The 18922-nt window shown below is 43.1% G+C and carries 20 protein-coding genes; all 20 read right to left on the minus strand.

From position 1 onward, the window contains the following. Positions 1–87: 87 nt before the first annotated feature. Complete coding sequence (glmU, locus tag ACXAC4_RS17235) at positions 88–1449, minus strand: bifunctional UDP-N-acetylglucosamine diphosphorylase/glucosamine-1-phosphate N-acetyltransferase GlmU (protein ID WP_475163785.1); 1362 nt, start codon at positions 1447–1449, stop codon at positions 88–90. 267 nt (positions 1450–1716) lie between these two features. Next, positions 1717–2133, minus strand: a complete 417-nt coding sequence (locus ACXAC4_RS17240; RefSeq protein ID WP_475163787.1) for a F0F1 ATP synthase subunit epsilon — start codon at positions 2131–2133, stop codon at positions 1717–1719. Between the two features lie 14 nt (positions 2134–2147). After that, complete coding sequence (gene atpD / locus ACXAC4_RS17245; RefSeq protein ID WP_390446447.1) at positions 2148–3533, minus strand: F0F1 ATP synthase subunit beta; 1386 nt, start codon at positions 3531–3533, stop codon at positions 2148–2150. Positions 3534–3565: 32 nt separating this feature from the next. After that, positions 3566–4426: a F0F1 ATP synthase subunit gamma gene (gene atpG, locus ACXAC4_RS17250; protein ID WP_058031479.1), complete on the minus strand. Its 861-nt coding sequence runs from the start codon at positions 4424–4426 to the stop codon at positions 3566–3568. A 57-nt stretch (positions 4427–4483) separates the two neighbouring features. After that, entirely contained in the window at positions 4484–6025 is a 1542-nt protein-coding gene (gene atpA, locus ACXAC4_RS17255) for a F0F1 ATP synthase subunit alpha (RefSeq protein ID WP_058031480.1), read from the minus strand. Positions 6026–6039: 14 nt separating this feature from the next. After that, positions 6040–6573, minus strand: a complete 534-nt coding sequence (gene atpH, locus ACXAC4_RS17260; RefSeq protein ID WP_058031481.1) for a F0F1 ATP synthase subunit delta — start codon at positions 6571–6573, stop codon at positions 6040–6042. Between the two features lie 15 nt (positions 6574–6588). Continuing rightward, positions 6589–7059, minus strand: a complete 471-nt coding sequence (gene atpF, locus ACXAC4_RS17265; protein ID WP_058031482.1) for a F0F1 ATP synthase subunit B — start codon at positions 7057–7059, stop codon at positions 6589–6591. A gap of 42 nt (positions 7060–7101) precedes the next feature. Further along, positions 7102–7335 (minus strand): F0F1 ATP synthase subunit C, encoded by a 234-nt coding sequence (atpE, locus tag ACXAC4_RS17270; RefSeq protein ID WP_349284987.1) that lies wholly within the window; start codon positions 7333–7335, stop codon positions 7102–7104. Positions 7336–7391: 56 nt separating this feature from the next. Beyond that, positions 7392–8249 carry a F0F1 ATP synthase subunit A gene (gene atpB / locus ACXAC4_RS17275; RefSeq protein WP_421965498.1) on the minus strand — a complete coding sequence of 286 codons (858 nt, stop codon included), beginning with the start codon at positions 8247–8249 and terminating at the stop codon, positions 7392–7394. Between the two features lie 15 nt (positions 8250–8264). Next, a complete protein-coding gene (locus tag ACXAC4_RS17280) occupies positions 8265–8645 on the minus strand; it encodes an ATP synthase subunit I (protein WP_130254907.1) in 381 nt (126 codons plus the stop codon). 138 nt (positions 8646–8783) lie between these two features. Then, entirely contained in the window at positions 8784–9740 is a 957-nt protein-coding gene (locus ACXAC4_RS17285) for a ParB/RepB/Spo0J family partition protein (RefSeq protein WP_475163794.1), read from the minus strand. Between the two features lie 14 nt (positions 9741–9754). After that, positions 9755–10540, minus strand: a complete 786-nt coding sequence (locus tag ACXAC4_RS17290) for a ParA family protein (RefSeq protein WP_058031487.1) — start codon at positions 10538–10540, stop codon at positions 9755–9757. Positions 10541–10552: 12 nt separating this feature from the next. Next, positions 10553–11173 carry a 16S rRNA (guanine(527)-N(7))-methyltransferase RsmG gene (rsmG, locus tag ACXAC4_RS17295; protein WP_138483157.1) on the minus strand — a complete coding sequence of 207 codons (621 nt, stop codon included), beginning with the start codon at positions 11171–11173 and terminating at the stop codon, positions 10553–10555. 16 nt (positions 11174–11189) lie between these two features. Next, positions 11190–13079, minus strand: coding sequence for a tRNA uridine-5-carboxymethylaminomethyl(34) synthesis enzyme MnmG (mnmG, locus tag ACXAC4_RS17300; RefSeq protein WP_475163799.1), 1890 nt, complete (start codon positions 13077–13079; stop codon positions 11190–11192). Between the two features lie 426 nt (positions 13080–13505). Then, positions 13506–13949, minus strand: a complete 444-nt coding sequence (mioC, locus tag ACXAC4_RS17305; RefSeq protein ID WP_475163803.1) for an FMN-binding protein MioC — start codon at positions 13947–13949, stop codon at positions 13506–13508. A gap of 661 nt (positions 13950–14610) precedes the next feature. Further along, positions 14611–15975: a tRNA uridine-5-carboxymethylaminomethyl(34) synthesis GTPase MnmE gene (gene mnmE, locus ACXAC4_RS17310; RefSeq protein WP_349284991.1), complete on the minus strand. Its 1365-nt coding sequence runs from the start codon at positions 15973–15975 to the stop codon at positions 14611–14613. Between the two features lie 151 nt (positions 15976–16126). After that, positions 16127–17770 (minus strand): membrane protein insertase YidC, encoded by a 1644-nt coding sequence (gene yidC, locus ACXAC4_RS17315; protein ID WP_475163806.1) that lies wholly within the window; start codon positions 17768–17770, stop codon positions 16127–16129. 8 nt (positions 17771–17778) lie between these two features. Then, positions 17779–18072 carry a membrane protein insertion efficiency factor YidD gene (yidD, locus tag ACXAC4_RS17320; protein WP_475163811.1) on the minus strand — a complete coding sequence of 98 codons (294 nt, stop codon included), beginning with the start codon at positions 18070–18072 and terminating at the stop codon, positions 17779–17781. Between the two features lie 81 nt (positions 18073–18153). Next, complete coding sequence (gene rnpA, locus ACXAC4_RS17325; protein ID WP_475163813.1) at positions 18154–18582, minus strand: ribonuclease P protein component; 429 nt, start codon at positions 18580–18582, stop codon at positions 18154–18156. A 6-nt stretch (positions 18583–18588) separates the two neighbouring features. Beyond that, a complete protein-coding gene (rpmH, locus tag ACXAC4_RS17330) occupies positions 18589–18723 on the minus strand; it encodes a 50S ribosomal protein L34 (protein WP_008488847.1) in 135 nt (44 codons plus the stop codon). Positions 18724–18922 lie beyond the last annotated feature (199 nt).

Genomic DNA, 18922 nt, shown 5'->3' on the forward strand with positions numbered 1-18922 from the left:
TGCCCACCATAAAGGAATATATGTAGGGTGAAGGAAAGTAAAAGAGCGGCTTTTGCCGCTCTTTTTTACTATGTCTTAGCCTTGTTATTAGCTTTTCTTAACTGGACGCTGCCAACCATCAAGGTTGCGTTGCTTACCGCGCGCAACAGCCAGTTGCTCATCTTCTACCGTTGAAGTGATCACCGAACCTGCACCGATTGTCGCAGTCGCACCAATTTGCACTGGCGCTACTAGAGAAGAGTTAGAGCCAATAAACGCGTTGTCACCAATAATGGTTTTTGATTTATTCACGCCATCGTAGTTACAAGTAATGGTACCTGCACCAATATTTACTTTTTCACCGACTTCAGCATCACCTAAGTAAGTCAGGTGGTTTGCTTTTGAGCCTTTACCTAAACGAGACTTTTTCATCTCAACAAAGTTACCAATGTGAGAGTCTTCTTCCATCACCGCACCTGGACGTAAACGCGCAAATGGGCCAAGGGTACACTTAGCAGCGACTTGTGCATCTTCAATCATGCTGTTTGCTTTTACAACCACACCATCACCGATGGTACAGTTTTTAAGTACGCAATTTGGGCCAATAACCACGTCGTCGCCAATCACAACATCACCTTCAAAGATAACATTCACATCGATTTTTACGTCTTGACCTGTTTTTACCTTACCACGTACGTCGATGCGAGCAGGGTCTGCAAGGCTTGCACCGTTGATCATTAATTCTTCTGCTTGCCATGACTGGTAAGCACGCTCAAGAGCTGCAAGTTGCACACGGTTATTCGCGCCTTCAACTTCCATTGGATGGTCTGGCTGAGATGAAGTAATTTCAACGCCTTCGCTGTGCGCCATAGCTACAATGTCTGTCAGATAGTATTCGCCTTGTGCATTGTTATTTGAAAGGTTACTTAACCAACGCTTTAACAACTCACCATTTGCCGCCATGATACCAGTGTTGATCTCTTGAATAGCTAACTGCTCAGGTGTTGCATCTTTTTGTTCTACAATACCCACAAGTTTGCCGTTTTCACGCAGCATACGACCATAGCCTGTAGGGTCGTCAAGATTCACCGTTAATACTGCTAAACCTTTTTCAGGCGTCGCAGCGAGTAGCTTTTCTAATGTCGACTTTTTAGTCAGTGGCACATCACCGTATAAGATTAAAACAGTATCATCATCTGTAATATGCTCTTTAGCAACTGCAACTGCATGACCTGTGCCTAGCTGCTCTTCTTGTAAGACCCAGTTTACTTCATTGTGTGAAAGCGCCGTTTGTAGCTGTTCACGACCATGGCCGTATACTAAGTTTGTTTCACGCGCACCGAGTGATACTGCATTGTCGATAACGTGTTGAACCATAGGTTTACCCGCAACCGGGTGAAGAACTTTTGGAAGTTTAGAGCGCATACGAGTGCCTTTACCCGCAGCTAGGATGATAGATGTAAGTGCCATTAACACAGAGTCCTTATTCTTTGCTTGTGTTTAAGTGTCACGCCAATTTGAGATACTCATCTTTAAACAAATCACTTCATGTGCAGATGTAAACCAAAGCTGGTGGTAGTGAATAAATCAACATTAACGTAAATTGCGCAATATTGTAGCGGCTTACAGCGCAGATGATAAGTATAAAAATGTTAAGTTATTTCAAACCAACAATTGATTAGGCAATAAAAAAGCCCGCACTTTGCAGTGCGGGCTTTTTAAACCAGATAGGATGTATTATTTGCGTAGCTGGCGAATAACACGTAGCTGAGCGATTGCTTCTGCTAACTGTGCAGCTGCAGCATGCGTATCAAGCTCAGACGTCGTGCCTGAAGCCATTTGTGCTTGCGCTTCACGCTTAGCTTCTTCAGCAGCCTGCTCGTCAAGCTCTTCACCACGGATAGCAACGTCCGCAAGAACGGTTACTGTCTTAGGTTGAACTTCAAGCGTACCGCCAGCAACATAGATGATGTCTTCAGAACCATCTTGTTTAACTAAACGTACCATACCAGGTTTTAGGCCAGTCAATAGTGGCGCGTGACCAGGATGAATACCTAGCTCACCTTCACTACCTGTCACTTGAATAGTGGTTACATCACCAGAGAATACACTCTGCTCTGCACTTACTACGTCAAGATGTACTGTCATTGCCATAACACCCTCCTAAATTACATGTTTTTGGCTTTTTCGATCGCTTCGTCGATTGAGCCAACCATGTAGAAAGCTTGCTCTGGCATGTCATCGTATTCACCGTTTAAGATGCCTTTGAAGCCAGAGATAGTGTCTTTCAGTGAAACGTATTTACCAGGTGCACCTGTGAATACCTCAGCAACGAAGAACGGCTGAGATAGGAAACGCTGGATTTTACGTGCACGAGATACAACTTGCTTATCTTCGTCAGATAGCTCGTCCATACCTAGGATCGCGATGATGTCTTTCAGTTCTTTATAACGCTGAAGTACAGTCTGAACGCCACGTGCTGTGTCGTAGTGCTCGTTACCGATTACTTGAGGGTCAAGCTGACGTGAAGTTGAATCAAGAGGATCTACCGCTGGGTAGATACCAAGTGATGCGATGTCACGAGAAAGTACAACTGTTGCATCTAAGTGCGCGAACGTCGTAGCTGGTGATGGGTCAGTTAAGTCATCCGCAGGTACGTATACCGCTTGGATAGACGTGATTGAACCAGTCTTAGTAGACGCGATACGCTCCTGAAGTACACCCATTTCTTCAGCTAGTGTAGGCTGGTAACCTACCGCTGAAGGCATACGACCTAGAAGTGCTGATACCTCAGTACCCGCTAGTGTGTAACGGTAGATGTTATCTACGAAGAAAAGTACGTCACGACCTTCGTCACGGAACTTCTCAGCCATAGTTAGACCCGTTAGTGCAACACGTAGACGGTTACCCGGTGGCTCGTTCATCTGACCGTATACTAGAGATACTTTGTCTAGTACGTTTGAATCGTTCATCTCATGGTAGAAATCGTTACCCTCACGAGTACGCTCACCAACACCTGCGAATACTGAGTAACCGCTGTGCTCGATTGCGATGTTACGGATAAGTTCCATCATGTTTACGGTTTTACCAACACCGGCACCACCGAATAGACCAACTTTACCACCTTTAGCGAATGGACATACAAGGTCGATTACCTTGATACCAGTCTCTAAAAGTTCTACTGAACTTGATTGTTCTTCGTATGAAGGCGCAGCACGGTGAATTGACATACGCTCGTCTTCACCAATTGGACCTGCTTCATCGATTGGCTGACCAAGTACGTCCATGATACGACCTAGGGTCTTAGTACCAACTGGAACCTTGATTGGCTCGCCTGTGCCTTCTACTGAAGTACCACGACGTAAACCGTCAGTAGTACCAAGTGCGATACCACGTACCACACCGCCACCTAGCTGCTGTTGAACTTCTAAAGTCAAACCAGCTAAGTCGCCATCTGTAACTTTTAGTGCGTCATATACGGCTGGCACGTTGTCTTGTGGAAACTCGATGTCCACAACGGCGCCGATAATTTGGACGACCTTACCTAAACTCATGTCTATTCCTCTCGTTAAACTTTGCCGAAGCGTTATACAGCTGCCGAACCGCCTACAATCTCACTGATTTCTTGTGTGATTGCAGCCTGACGGGCTTTGTTATAAACAAGTTGCAGCTCATCCATTAGGTCGCCTGCGTTATCAGTTGCGGCTTTCATCGCAACCATACGGGCAGCCTGTTCAGAGGCAGCATTCTCAACTACACCTTGGTAAACCTGTGATTCAATGAAACGAACCAATAGCGTCTCTAGGATCGCTTCTGGGCCCGGCTCATATAGGTAATCCCAAGCGTGAGCTGATACTTCTTCTTCAGCTTTTGGCAAAGGTAATAACTGTTCGATCGTTGGCTCTTGCTTCATGGTATTTACGAATTTGTTGTATACCACGAATAAACGGTCAATTTTGCCTTCAGCGAATGCGTCTAGCATTACTTTTACAGGACCAATTACGTCCTGAATTGAAGGTGCATCTCCAAGACCCGCTTTCTTAGCGAGTAAATCACCGCCGAAACGTTGGAAGAAACCAGCAGCTTTGCTACCTAAAGTAGCGAATTCAGCTTCAACGCCTTTTTCTTTCCACGCCTGTACGTCTTGTGTGATTTTCTTAAACTCGTTTGAGTTTAAGCCACCACATAGACCACGGTCTGTAGAGATAACAATATAACCAACTCGCTTCACATCGCGTTCTTCTAAGAACGGGTGATGGAAGTCAAGATTTGCTTGAGCAACACGACCGATCACTTTGCGTAAGTTCTCAGCGTATGGACGGCTTGAAGCCACACGGTCTTGTGCTTTCTTCATTTTAGAAGCAGCAACCATTTCCATTGCGCTGGTGATCTTCTGAGTATTCTTGATACTCCCGATCTTGCTTTTAATCTCTTTTCCGCTGGCCATGACTCTCTCTCCGAATCAAGGTGAGCATTCTAAGAACACTCACCATCCATAACTAAATTACCAAGTTTGCGTTGCTTTGAACTTCTCTAGAAGTTCTTTAAGCTGCGCTTCAATCTCAGCGTTGTAGTTACCTGTTTCATTGATTTGAGCCATTAGCTCTGCGTAAGTGCTGTTTGCGAAACCGATTAGGCCTTCTTCGAAATCACCGATCTTGTTGATTTCGATGTCTTGTAGGAAACCTTTCTCAGCAGCAAATAGAGACAGAGACATTTCAGCAACAGACATTGGTGCGTATTGTTTCTGCTTCATTAGCTCTGTTACACGCTCACCGTGCTCAAGCTGTGCACGCGTTGCATCGTCAAGGTCAGAAGCGAACTGAGAGAACGCCGCTAGTTCACGGTACTGAGCTAGCGCTAGACGGATACCACCACCTAGTTTCTTAACGATTTTAGTTTGCGCTGCACCACCTACACGAGATACCGAGATACCAGCGTTAACAGCTGGACGGATACCTGCGTTGAATAAGTCAGTTTCTAAGAAGATCTGACCATCGGTGATTGAGATAACGTTAGTAGGTACGAATGCAGAAACGTCACCACCTTGAGTTTCAATGATTGGCAATGCCGTCAATGAACCTGTTTTACCTTTCACTTCACCGTTAGTGAACTTCTCAACGTAATCAGCGTTTACACGTGATGCACGCTCTAGAAGACGTGAGTGAAGGTAGAATACGTCACCTGGGTATGCTTCACGGCCTGGTGGACGCTTAAGTAGTAGTGAGATCTGACGGTAAGCAACAGCTTGCTTAGAAAGATCATCATATACGATAAGCGCGTCTTCACCGCGGTCACGGAAGTATTCACCCATAGTACAACCAGCAAATGGCGCTAGGAATTGTAGCGCTGCTGATTCAGAAGCAGATGCAACAACAACGATAGTGTTTTCAAGTGCACCGTGCTCTTCTAATTTACGTACTACGTTAGCAATAGTAGACGCTTTCTGACCAACCGCTACGTACACACACTTAACGCCTGTGTCTTTTTGGTTGATGATAGCATCGATTGCTAGAGCAGTTTTACCAGTCTGACGGTCACCGATTACTAGCTCACGCTGACCACGACCAACTGGGATCATCGCATCGATAGACTTATAACCAGTTTGTACTGGCTCGTCTACTGATTGACGCTCGATTACGCCTGGTGCGATTTTTTCAACTGGCTCGAAACCGTCGTTGTCTAGTGCACCTTTACCATCGATAGGCTGACCTAGTGTGTTAACAACACGACCAAGTAGACCACGACCAACAGGTACTTCTAAGATACGACCTGTAGATTGTACTTTTACGCCTTCTTTAAGGTCAGCGTAAGGACCCATTACTACTGCACCTACTGAGTCACGCTCAAGGTTTAGTGCGATAGCATAACGGTTGCCAGGAAGCTCGATCATCTCACCTTGCATACAGTCAGCTAGACCGTGGATGCGGATGATACCGTCAGTAACAGATACGATAGTACCTTCGTTACGTGCTTCACTAACAACTTCAAACTGTTCAATACGTTGTTTGATCAGTGCAGAAATTTCAGTGGAATTAAGTTGCATGCTCTTTTTCCCAATTACGATTGTAGCGATACCGCTAGGCGGTCCAACTTGCCTCGGACAGACCCGTCAATCACGGTGTCACCAGCTTTGATAACTAAACCGCCAACAACGGTTTCGTCGATGCTACAATTCAGCTTAACTTTGCGTGCGAAACGTTTTTCAAGTGCCGCGACCAGTTTGTCTTGCTGCTCAGCAGCAAGTTCAGTTGCAGAAACCACATCTACGTCGATTTCTTTATCAAACTCTGCTTTAAATTCAGCAAAGATTTCAGCAACTGCTGGGATGGCGGCTAAACGTTCATTTTCGGCCATCAGCTTGATAAGATTTTGACCTTGTTCGTTGAGCTGTTCAGCACAAACTTTGATGAAAACATCAGCTTGTTCTGCAGCTGTTGGAATGCTAGCTAGTAATGAACTTGCTTGCTCATCGCTGGCCACTTGACCAGCGAAGAACAGCATTTCATTCCATGCTTCAACATTGCCTTTTTCAACGGCAAGTTCAAAAGCTGCTTTAGCGTATGGGCGAGCGATAGTAGTCAATTCAGACATGCTCAGACCCCCTACTTAAAGCTCAGCGACAAGTTTTTCAACGATGTCACTGTGTGCAGCTTGGTTAATCTCACGCTCTAAAATGCGCTCAGCACCAACTACAGAAAGCGTAGCAACTTGCTTGCGTAGCTCTTCTGAAACTCGGCTGCGCTCTGATTCAATCTCAGAGTGACCTTGAGCGATGATTTTTTCACGTTCTTGCTGACCACGCGTTGTCTCTTCGTCAACGATAAGCGCAGCACGCTTCTTAGCTTGTTCAACGATATCAGCTGCTTGAGCTTTCGCTTCTTTAAGCTGCTCAGCAGCTTGTTTACGCGCAACTTCAAGTTCTTGTTCAGCTTTATCAGTGGCAGCTAAGCCATCTTCAATCTTTTTCTGGCGAGCTTCAATTGCACCATTTAACGGTGGCCATACGTATTTCATACAGAAAAGTACGAAAACCGTAAATGCAATTAATTCACCTATTAGAGTGGCGTTTAAGTTCACAACCGCTCCTCCTTAAAATAGTAAGCTGTTCAAAAAATAATATTAAAGTACGAACAACAATACCATTGCGATACCAACACCGATCATTGCTACAGCATCGATTAGACCAGCTAGGATGAACATTTTAACTTGTAGTGAAGGTGCAAGTTCAGGTTGACGAGCACATGCTTCTAGGAATTTACCACCCATGTTACCGAAGCCGATCGCAGTACCGATAGCACCAAAACCGATAAGTAGAGCAACAGCGATGAATTTTAAACCTTCTACTAGTTCCATTTTTTTCTCCAAAGTTTCTTAAAGTTAAAGTTAAAGTTAATAAAATCTATAAATAATTAGTGGTTATCTGAGCTAGCCATACTTAAGTAAACAACTGTCAGCATCATAAATACGAATGCTTGAAGTACGATTACTAAGATGTGGAACACTGCCCAAATGAAATGCAACGGAAGCTGCATAAGACCAACTGCGCCGATAAGGATGAAAATCAATTCACCAGCGTACAAGTTACCGAACAAACGCAGAGCTAGCGAGAATGGCTTAGCAACCAGCGCAATTGTTTCAAGTAATAAGTTACAAGGGATCAAGAAAATCATGGCAATTTTGTTGTTAGAGCTGAACGGGTGAAGCGTTAATTCAGCAATGAAACCGCCAATGCCTTTCATCTTAATTGAGTAACCGATCATCAATAAGAACACACCAATAGCTAGAGCAGCTGTTAGGTTGATGTCAGTTGTTGGTACAATTTTCATGTACACATCGTGTGAATCCATACCAAATGCCGTTTCACCAACGAAACCAGCAAATGCAGGTAAGAAGTCAACAGGAATAAGGTCCATCAGGTTCATTAAGAACACCCAAACAAAGATTGTTAGGGCTAATGGCGCAATTAGAGCACTTTTACCGTGATAAGTGTCGCGTACGTTGTCGCCAACGAACTCAACGATCATCTCGATGAAGCACTGAAACTTGCCAGGTACACCTGTGGTTGATTTTTTAGCGGCGCTACGGAAGATCCATAAGAAAATAAGACCTAAACCGATAGACCATGCGAGGGTATCCACGTGCCATGTCCAGAATCCACTGTCCGCACATGCTTTATTGAAGGCTAAACCGGCATCGGTTGAACACATCTTAGCATTGGTCAAGTGGTGCTGAATATGGCTCGATAGAGTCACTTCTTCTGCAGCCATGTTTTATCCCAAAAGTTAATGATTAAAAAAAATCGGTGAAAACCACTGTGCAAACATCACTAATATATAACAACAAAAAAATGGCAAAGCCATGACAGCAAAGTGCTTAAATATTAGTGCAAACAAGCAAATGGTAATCAAAAATTTTAATCCGTTGCCTCGTTTTATCGAGTCAAACACTTGTTCTGCTTTACTAGCGCCCATATATCTGAATGCATATAAAGCAAATACAAAATTAGGAAGTACCATAACTAGACCGCCAGCTAATGCTGAAGCGCCTGCTTGTACTCCCCAACCAACTAAAACTATTACTGCAGCGATTGTTGCTACGATACCCTGAAGTAAAACACCTTTTAATGCGGCACGCCTATATGGGCCTGCTAACGAATTTGTCACTTTTAATTTACCTTAATGACGCAAAAATTTATCAGGGTATGAAAACTGGCGAAATTATACTTATTTTTGGTGATTTTGCAACTTGCAGCGACGAAATGTGACACATTTTCAGCGCCACTTTCGTCTAATAATTATGCGTTAGGAAGGTTGTTGTAGATCTGGCTGAATTTGGCTAAGAATGCCATCTAATTCATCGAGATTTGCATAGGAGATGACCAGTTTTCCTTTGCCTTTTTGGTTGTAATTAATCTCAACTTTCGCCCCTAAATTTTCAGCCAGCTGTTGTTCTAACAATTTAACATCAGGGTCTTTCTCTTTTGTTTGTTTTTTATCCGCAGGTTCGAGGATTGAACGCACTAACTTTTCAGTTTCACGAACCGTCAACGCTTTTGCAACGGCTGTTCGAGCCGCTTCTGATTGCACTTCACCTGTGAGTGCAAGTAAACAACGGGCATGACCCATTTCGATGTCACCATGCTCTAACAATTTTTTTACATCATCATTGAGATTATTTAAACGCAATAAATTGGTGACCGTAGTACGAGATTTGCCAACCGCTTCTGCAACTTGCTGATGGGTTAATTCAAATTCGTTCAATAAGCGCTCAAGTGCAACCGCTTCTTCCATGGCATTTAGATCTTCACGCTGAATGTTCTCAATCAGTGCAATGGCAACCGCAGCTTCATCGGCAACATCTTTAACCAAACATGGAATAACATCGAGTTGTGCCAACTGTGCAGCACGCCAACGACGTTCACCAGCAATGATTTCGAACTTTTCATGGGCAATTTCGCGCACGACAACCGGTTGCAGTACGCCCTGCGCACGAATTGAACTGGCAAGTTCTTCTAACGCTTCTTCTGACATGTCTTTACGTGGTTGATATTTGCCACGCTGAAGCCACTCGATTGGTAAACGACGAAGTTCGTTATCGGATTGGGCTGTGCTGGTTGTCGATGCAACTTCTTGCTCAGGTGCAGTGGCCGGTAATTCAGGTTCTGGTGCTGCTACTTCAACAGGCACAGCCGGAGCTGGTTTTGCTGAACTCAATAAGGCATCCAAGCCTCGACCTAAACCACGTTTTTTTACTGACATTTATTATTATCCTCTCACGCAACAGCAGCCGTTTGCTGCTCTTTACGCCTTAACATTTCACCGGCTAATGCTAAATATGCTTTTGCACCGCTTGATGCTCTATCGTAATACATGGCTGGCGCACCGAAACTTGGCGCTTCGGCTAAACGGACATTTCTTGGGATCACAGTACGGTATACTTTCTCGCCAAAGTGCTGTTTTAATTGTTCAGACACATCATTGGCAAGTCGATTACGCGGATCGTACATAGTGCGCAGAATGCCTTCAATCTGTAAGTTAGGGTTTACCAACTTAGCAAGCTGAGTGATGGTATCCATCAAGGCAGTTAGACCTTCTAATGCGTAATATTCACATTGCATAGGCACTAAAACAGAATCCGCTGCCGCCATGGCATTGACTGTCAGCATATTCAATGAAGGCGGACAATCAATAAAAATAAATTCATACTGATCTTGAACTGCCTCTAAGGCATTTCTTAATCGTACTTCTCGAGCGAATAATTCCATTAATTTAACTTCTGCTGCGGTAACATCACCGTTTGCAGCAATTAAATGATATTCGCCAGACGTTTCTTTACAAACCACGTCATTGATTGGTGTTTCTTCGATTAACAAATCGTAGATGGTGGCAACCTCGCCATACTTATCAACACCACTACCCATAGTGGCGTTACCTTGTGGGTCTAAATCGATAAGTAATACTTTGCGTTTGGTTGCGGCCATTGATGCGGCAAGGTTTACGGCGGTGGTTGTTTTACCCACGCCCCCTTTTTGGTTTGCGATTGCAATAACTTTTGCCACTTTACCCTCAACTTAGTCTTTTGACAGAATAATTAAATGTCGCTCAGCATCTAATTTAGGCACATCTAAACTAATATCTTGTTCGAACTTGGTACCCGTTGGCAGGTTTTCAAGTTCTTCATCAGGAAATTGCCCTTTCAAAGCAATAAATCGACCTGAGTCATCAATTAAATGCGAACACCACTGCACCATATCTTGTAATGATGCAAATGCACGGCTTAGTACCCCGTCTAATTTAACACTTGGTTGATATTCTTCAACTCGAGACTGTACTGGCGTGACATTATCTAACCCTAATGCATGTTTCACCTGCATTAAGAAGCGCACACGTTTGCCTAAGCTATCCAGTAATACAAATTGGGTATCAGGTAAAGCAATAGCAAGTACAATGCCCGGTAAGCCAGGGCCTGTACCTACATCAATATAATGCTTGCCTGTTAAGTGAGGCGCTACCACTAAACTATCCATGATATGTTTCACCATCATTTCTTTAGGATCACGCACAGAAGTTAAGTTGTAGGCTTTATTCCATTTATCAAGCAATTCGACATAAGCAACCAATTGTTGCTGTTGTTTGTCGCTTAGCACAATATCCGTTTGTGCTAATAAAGAAGTCAGTAATGGTTGTAACACAGTCTACCCTTGCGGCTTATGCTGACTTACGAAGTAAGCCCTGCTTTTTCAAATAGACTAATAATAGCGAAATCGCTGCTGGGGTGATACCAGAAATACGAGATGCTTGACCAATAGTTTGCGGTCTGGCATCAGAAAGCTTGGCAACCACTTCATTCGATAAGCCACTTACTTGGCTATAGTCGTAATCAGCAGGAATTTGCGTTTCTTCATGACGCATCAATTTTTCGATTTCATCTTGTTGACGTGCAATATAACCTGCGTATTTGGTTTGGATCTCAACTTGCTCTAATGCTTGCCAGTTGTCTGATTCAGATCCAAGCCCTTCGATGTTATATAGATCAGCTTGTGCGACTTCAGGACGGCGGATCAGATCTTCTAAACTTGCTTCGCGCGTTAATGGCTTTTTAAGCAGCGCATTAACTTGGTCAAGTGCCGGGTGATCTTTGTGGATCCAAGTACTGCGAACGCGCTGTGTTTCTTGTTCCATCACTTCGAGTTTTTCATTGAAAGCCGCCCAGCGCTCATCATCGACTAAGCCAAGTTCACGACCTTTCTCTGTTAGGCGAAGATCAGCATTGTCTTCACGAAGAAGAAGACGGTATTCAGCGCGGCTAGTGAACATACGGTACGGTTCTTTAGTACCCAATGTTGCAAGGTCGTCAATCAGTACACCTGTATAAGCTTGGTCTCGACGTGGTGTCCAAGCATCTTTGCCCTGTACTTGTAATGCCGCATTCATACCTGCGATCAAACCTTGTGCACCCGCTTCTTCATAACCAGTCGTGCCATTGATCTGACCGGCGAAGAATAGGCCATTAATAAATTTGGTTTCTAAAGATTGTTTTAAATCACGTGGATCAAAGAAGTCATATTCAATTGCATAGCCAGGGCGACAGATGTGCGCGTTTTCAAACCCTTTAATTGAACGAACAATATCGAGCTGAATATCAAACGGTAGACTTGTCGAAATACCATTCGGATAAAGTTCATAAGAAGTCAGGCCTTCAGGCTCAACAAAAATTTGGTGCTTTTCTTTATCTGCAAAACGAACCACTTTATCTTCAATAGATGGGCAATAACGTGGACCTATACCTTCGATCACACCTGCGTACATTGGTGAGCGATGTAAATTATCACGGATCACATCATGGGTTTTTTCATTGGTATAAGTAATGTAACAAGGGATCTGTTGTGGGTGATCGCTTTGCTTACCCATGAAAGAGAATACCGGTGTTGGTGTATCACCCGGTTGTTCTTGCATCACGGAGAAATCAACTGTACGGGCATCAATACGTGGTGGCGTACCCGTCTTAAGTCTATCAACTCTGAATGGCAATTCTCTTAAGCGTTTTGCTAATGCGATAGAAGGTGGATCGCCCGCTCTACCGCCAGAGAAGTTTTCTAAACCAATGTGAATTTGACCACCTAAGAATGTACCAACAGTTAATACAACACTTTGCGCACTAAAACGTAGACCCATTTGAGTCACTACGCCTTTAACTTGATCTTGTTCAACAATGAGATCATCACAAGACTGTTGGAAGATCTTCAGGTTTTCTTGGTTTTGCAAAATGTCTTGGATCGCGGCTTTATAAAGTGCGCGATCAGCTTGTGCGCGCGTTGCTCTAACTGCAGGACCTTTAGACGAGTTTAAAGTCCTAAATTGGATCCCGCCTTTGTCGATCGCTTTGGCCATTGCACCACCAAGTGCATCAATCTCTTTTACCAGATGTCCTTTTCCGATCCCGCCAATTGCTGGGTTACATGACATTTGGCCTAAAGTATCCATATTATGGGTTAACAATAGGGTATTCATGCCCATGCGTGCAGCCGCTAATGCAGCTTCAGTACCTGCATGACCGCCACCAACAACTATTACATCAAAATGTTCATGATAAATCATCTACGGGATCCTACTTAAAACAACCGGTGAATTTTGAAAGGATGCGTATTCTACCTAGAAAAACTCAGAAGTGAAACGCTTAAATATTAAACAACCTAGAAAATACGAAAATGTGATCACTAAATATATATAAGGATCTTTTTAAAGATCTTTTATTAGATCTTACTATTAGTGATCGTGAGATCTGTGTGTAACTCTAACTACATCTTTAAAAGCATAAACTTAGATCAGATCAATAGGTGTGAATTAGATCGGATCTTACTCGGTATAAGCGTTGATCAAATCGGTGTTTTATTCACAACCTGAGATCGGGAAATATTTATCCAAGGGATAAGTATACGTAGATCAGCAGTTAGATCAAAGGTTATCCACAATCCGATCTAATATATGGGGATTTTGTGAATAACTTCTGTGTAAAAGATCTTTCTAATTATCTGCCAATTTCTCGATCAAGTTTGGCAACCAAGCTAAAGCGGTATCTTCTGGCAAGGCTTCATCAAGCACATTGATCTCTAATGGTGCTAATAAAGACTGTGATCCTTTACTTTTTAACAGTGCATCACAGTTTTTTGCTGCATAGTTATAGGTGTCGTAACTACTGTCGCCAATTCCGACAACTGCATGTTTGAGCTGTGATAAAGAAGATTGCGCTGTTATTTGCTCAATAAATGACAGTAAATTGTCTGGATAATCTCCAGCACCATAAGTAGAGGTTACCACCAGCCAGTTTGCCTGTTGGCAATCATCAAAGCTTGGTTGTTCATGTAACACGGTTTCGAAACCTTGATCTTCAAGGGCTTCTTGAAGTTGCTCAGCGACATACTCCGCTGATCCCATCTGGCTACCTACAATGATGTCGACTTGCGGCATTTTACTCATCCTATCTATTTTGAGCGGCTATCATAATGTGCCTGTGGAAGAAGTAAAGAGGGGATTTAAACTTGGGATAACTTTAAATGCCTATGAAATCAGCATTTACCACTCAATGTGTTGATTTATAATAAATTAATAATTTATTCCTCGCTGTTTTTTAGTTGTTAATTTGTGGATAAACTGAGTGAAAGTTGCGTCTAGTTTATTTTCTTCGGTGAGTTGACGGGCTTAAAAAAATCCTCTTTTAGGTTTTTGTGGTGATATTTTAGCAATGTGGATAGGCTGCTTGTGTATAACTCGATCTTGTTTATTTTGCTTCACTTACTTTTGGATCTAAAAAATAAGTTTATATAATTAAATGTTCTATAAATTCTGAAAATAGATCCGAATAAGGTGATCAAAGGTCTATTTATTGGTCTGATCAAACTGCACTTTGCTGGTTGATCGGCTCTGAGGTTTGTTTTTTCTCGAAAGAGATCGCTTTTTGGTGACGTTATTCGCCTGATTTAATCCAAGTAAGCCTTAAAAGTTGGGGGCTGCAGCATAACGGTGAGAAGAATTTAAGGTTTTTAACTTAATTTGATTAAATAATGGGTTGGCTTTTAGGAAAATGAGCGCCACAAAAGGGGATATGCGGCGCTTTTGAGTGTATATGCCGTTACTTACCGATACAAAATGAGCTGAAGATCTTACCAAGTAGATCATCTGAGCTAAATTCACCGGTGATCTCATTTAAATGTTGCTGAGTGAGGCGCAATTCTTCAGCCAAGATCTCGCCAGCTACATGCATTTCTAGCTGCGTTTGTCCGATATCTAAATGCTCGGCGGCACGCTCTAAGGCGTCTAAATGACGACGTCTTGCCATAAATCCGCCTTCAGTGGCACCGGTAAAACCAATACATTCTTTGAGATGTTCACGGAGTAAATCGACACCTTCGGTGCTTTTAGCACTTAAGCGAAGTAGGGGATACTGACCCGCTTTATCGAGATTTACCGCTTCATTTGAGAGATCAATTTTGTTGCGTACCACAGTCACTTTCATGCCATCAGGCAACTGTTGCATAAACTCAGGCCAGATCTGCATAGGGTCGGTCTCTGTGGTATCTGTGCCATCAACCATAAATAGCACATGATCGGCTTGGCGAATTTCATCCCATGCGCGCTCAATACCGATTTGCTCAACTTTATCAGGACTTTCACGAAGACCTGCCGTATCGATAATATGTAGCGGCATACCATCAATGTGAATGTGCTCTCTCAGTACATCTCTCGTGGTGCCTGCGATGTCAGTCACGATAGCCGCTTCTCTTCCTGCTAGGGCATTAAGCAGCGATGATTTACCTGCATTAGGACGTCCAGCAATCACCACGCGCATACCTTCACGCATAATGCTGCCTTGCTTCGCTTGTTGGCGCACTTCATCAAGCTGCGTGATGATGGCTGCTAAGTCGCCTGCTACTTTACCATCCGATAAAAAATCAATTTCTTCATCTGGGAAGTCGATAGCAGCTTCAACATACATACGTAGGTGAATGACTTTTTCCACCAGCGTGTGAATGTGTTTTGAGAAATCACCTTGCAGCGAGTGTAAGGCACTTTTTGCTGCTTGCTCGCTGGTTGCATTGATCAAGTCAGCAATGGCTTCAGCTTGGGTTAAATCCATTTTATCGTTTAAGAAAGCACGTTCTGAGAATTCACCGGGTTGCGCTAAACGTACGCCTTCAATCTGACAGATTTCTTTTAACAGCATGTCTATTACAACGGGTCCACCGTGGCCTTGAAGCTCTAATACGTCTTCGCCAGTGAAAGAGTGTGGGTTATTGAAGAATAGGGCAATACCTTGGTCAAGCTGCGTACCCGCAAGGCTATTGAAAGAGAGGTATTCAGCATATCTCGGCTTTGGGCATTTGCCTAAAATCTTTTCGGCTACGTGAGTAGATAAGCTACCCGAAACTCGGATGATGCCTACACCACCACGACCGGGCGCGGTTGCTTGAGCGACTATGGTGTCTTGATTAATCATGGATTCTTTTGCTGAGCAATTACAATACTGCAATTGTACTCTAAAGCATCAGTGTCAGCCAGATTGGGCAGAGTTGAGAAATGTAAGTTATCAAGGCTGAAACAAAAACGCCTGCAATAAGCAGGCGTTTTGAAGTGTTTAAAGTCGGCGATTAGTCGCGAACTTTGATCCCTTGTTTTTCCATCCCACGGTAGATGTAAAGCATCTGTGCAATAGTGATCAAGTTAGATACTAACCAGTACAGTACTAGACCTGATGGGAATGGGAATAAGATGAAGAAGAACGTAAATACGATAGGCATGTACGTCATCATCTTTTGCTGCATAGGATCAGTTACAGTCATAGGCTGCAGTTTCTGCGTTAAGAACATACTTGCACCAAATAGGATTGGTAATACGTAGTATGGGTCTTTTGCTGATAGGTCTGTTAGCCAGAACATGAATTCAGCATGACGTAATTCAGGTGATTCTAGGAATACATAGAATAGCGCTAAGAAAATAGGCATTTGCAGTAATAACGGCAAGCAACCACCCATAGGGTTTACTTTCTCTTTGCGGTAAAGCTCCATTGTAGCTTGACCCATCTTTTGACGGTCATCACCATAGCGCTCTTTTAATTGCATCATCTTAGGTTGAAGCGCACGCATCTTAGCCATAGACGTGTACTGCGCTTTAGTCAGTGGGTAAAGCGCCATCTTAACTAAAATAGTGATAGCGATGATTGCCACACCCCAGTTACCGATGAAGCTATAAAGTAGTTTTAGAAGTACAAGTAGTGGCTGAGAAATAAACCATAACCAACCGAAGTCTACTGCTAAATCTAGGTCTTCATGGATAGCTTCAAGTGCATCACCATCTTTTGGACCCATATAGAAAGTTGAGTTAATGTTGGTCGTGCTGTTTGCCTGTACATTTACCGCTTCGCCTTTAATACCAATGATACCTTGGTTATTACGCAGTAATGTATAAACCGTGTTGTTTACGGTTTGGTCTGGTACCCAAGCACTTAAGAAATAGTGCTGAATGAAAGCAATATAACCACCTTGCGTGTTTTTGCTTAAGTTCGCTTCAGCCATATCTTCGAAGCTATACTTTTCGTACGGCTCTTCAGAAGTACCATACGTTGCGCCTAAGTAAGTTTGCTCAACCATGCTGCCTTTTGCTTGCACAGTGCGTTTAACTTGTGTGTAAAGCTGAACTTGGATTGGGTCAGCAGTGGTGTTGTTGACTGTGTATTCTAGTGCAACATCATACTTACCCGCTTTAAATACATAAGTTTTTGTGTACTGAACACCTTTGTTATCAACAAAAGTCAGTGGTACACGTAACTCATCGCCTGATAGTTCATACGCTTTTTTTGGCGCGGTATAAACAGGACGACCTTCAGGATTTGCATCCGGACCATGTAAACCAATTAAACCACTTTGTGAAATATATTGGCGGCCTTCAAATTCACCTAACAGTAAAAATGGTGTATCGCTGCCATGTGTTTCTGCGTGTTGTAATAACTTCGCTTCAACAACATCACCGCCTTTGGTGTCAATTTTTACATCTAGTACGTCAGTTTTAACTGTGATAACTGAACGAACTGCTTTAGTAACTGCGGCTGGTACATCGTTTTGAGTTGATGCTGGCACATCATCATCTTGCGCGATTGATGAAGAAGGTGCAGTGACTTGTTGTGTAGTGGCACTGGTATCGGCATTCGCTTGAAGTTTTTCATTATTCCACTCTTGGAACAATAAAAACGACACAAGCAATAAACCGATAAATAAAAACGTGCGTTGTGATTCCATAACAGCTCTTATTTCTCGTGTTGGTGTTTAACTTTGTTGGACTTCTCAGGTACGGGGTCATCCCCACCTGCGCTTAAAGGGTGACATTTTAATATGCGTTTGAGCGCTAACCAACTCCCTTTTATCGATCCATGACAATTAATTGCCTGAATTGCATAACTGGAGCAAGTTGGGTTAAAGCGACAGTGAGGACCAAGTAACGGACTAATAAAATTTTGATAGCCTTTAATCAGCACAATTAAAGCAAGTTTCGGCAGGCTTAATAGCAATGCAAGGGTCAACTTTTTTTTAGCTTGTGCCATGGTCACGCATTGAATGTTTAAAAGGTGAGCTAAAGATACCTTAAATAGGGGGGTAAAGCTATTCAGCAGAAGTTTAATACACTACTTTTGCTGAGTTTTAGCTGGTTTCTTACCTTTATAAGGGCGTTTTTTGTAAGGTTTAGGTTTTGGTGCACCAGGCTTACAACGTTCATTTATTTTTAACCAAAGTTTATTAAGCTGTTCAGTTAGATCTTCATTTGATTGTTCATCAACACCTGATTTAACCATCAAGACAATATCGATGTTATCAAGTTTATGTTGATTTAAACGAAAGCTCTCACGGGCAAGGCGTTTAATGCGGTTTCTTTGAACAGCCAGCTTACAACGTTTTTTAGCAACAGTGAGGCCTAGTCTTGGTTGACCAGCTTCATTTGGTTTAGCTAATAAAGTAAAGAAGGGTGTTGCTGCACGAGCAGGTTCATTGAATATGCGGGAGTAGTGCGAGGGAGTTAACAGACGTAACTCCCTGCCAAAGCTAAAGCTTTCCACTAATGATTAAGCAGAAAGTACTTTACGGCCTTTAGCACGACGACGTGCTAAAACTTTACGGCCGTTAGCAGTAGCCATACGTGCACGGAAACCGTGAGTACGCTTACGCTTTAATACGCTAGGTTGAAAAGTTCTTTTCATAACAATTCCATCCGATCGGTTAAGGTTAAAACATCCTATGCAGGTCGCGATCCTGGCACAGGTGCCATTGCGAGCGCGAGATATTAATGCCGAGGACGACGAAAGTCAATGATAATCTCATCTACAGGGCAAAATAGTTGTAAAAATAATCAACTTGATTCGCCTTATATAAAAGCGGCTGCATTATACCCGTGATCGA

The sequence above is a fragment of the Pseudoalteromonas sp. AWM4_233 genome (assembly GCF_056158285.1).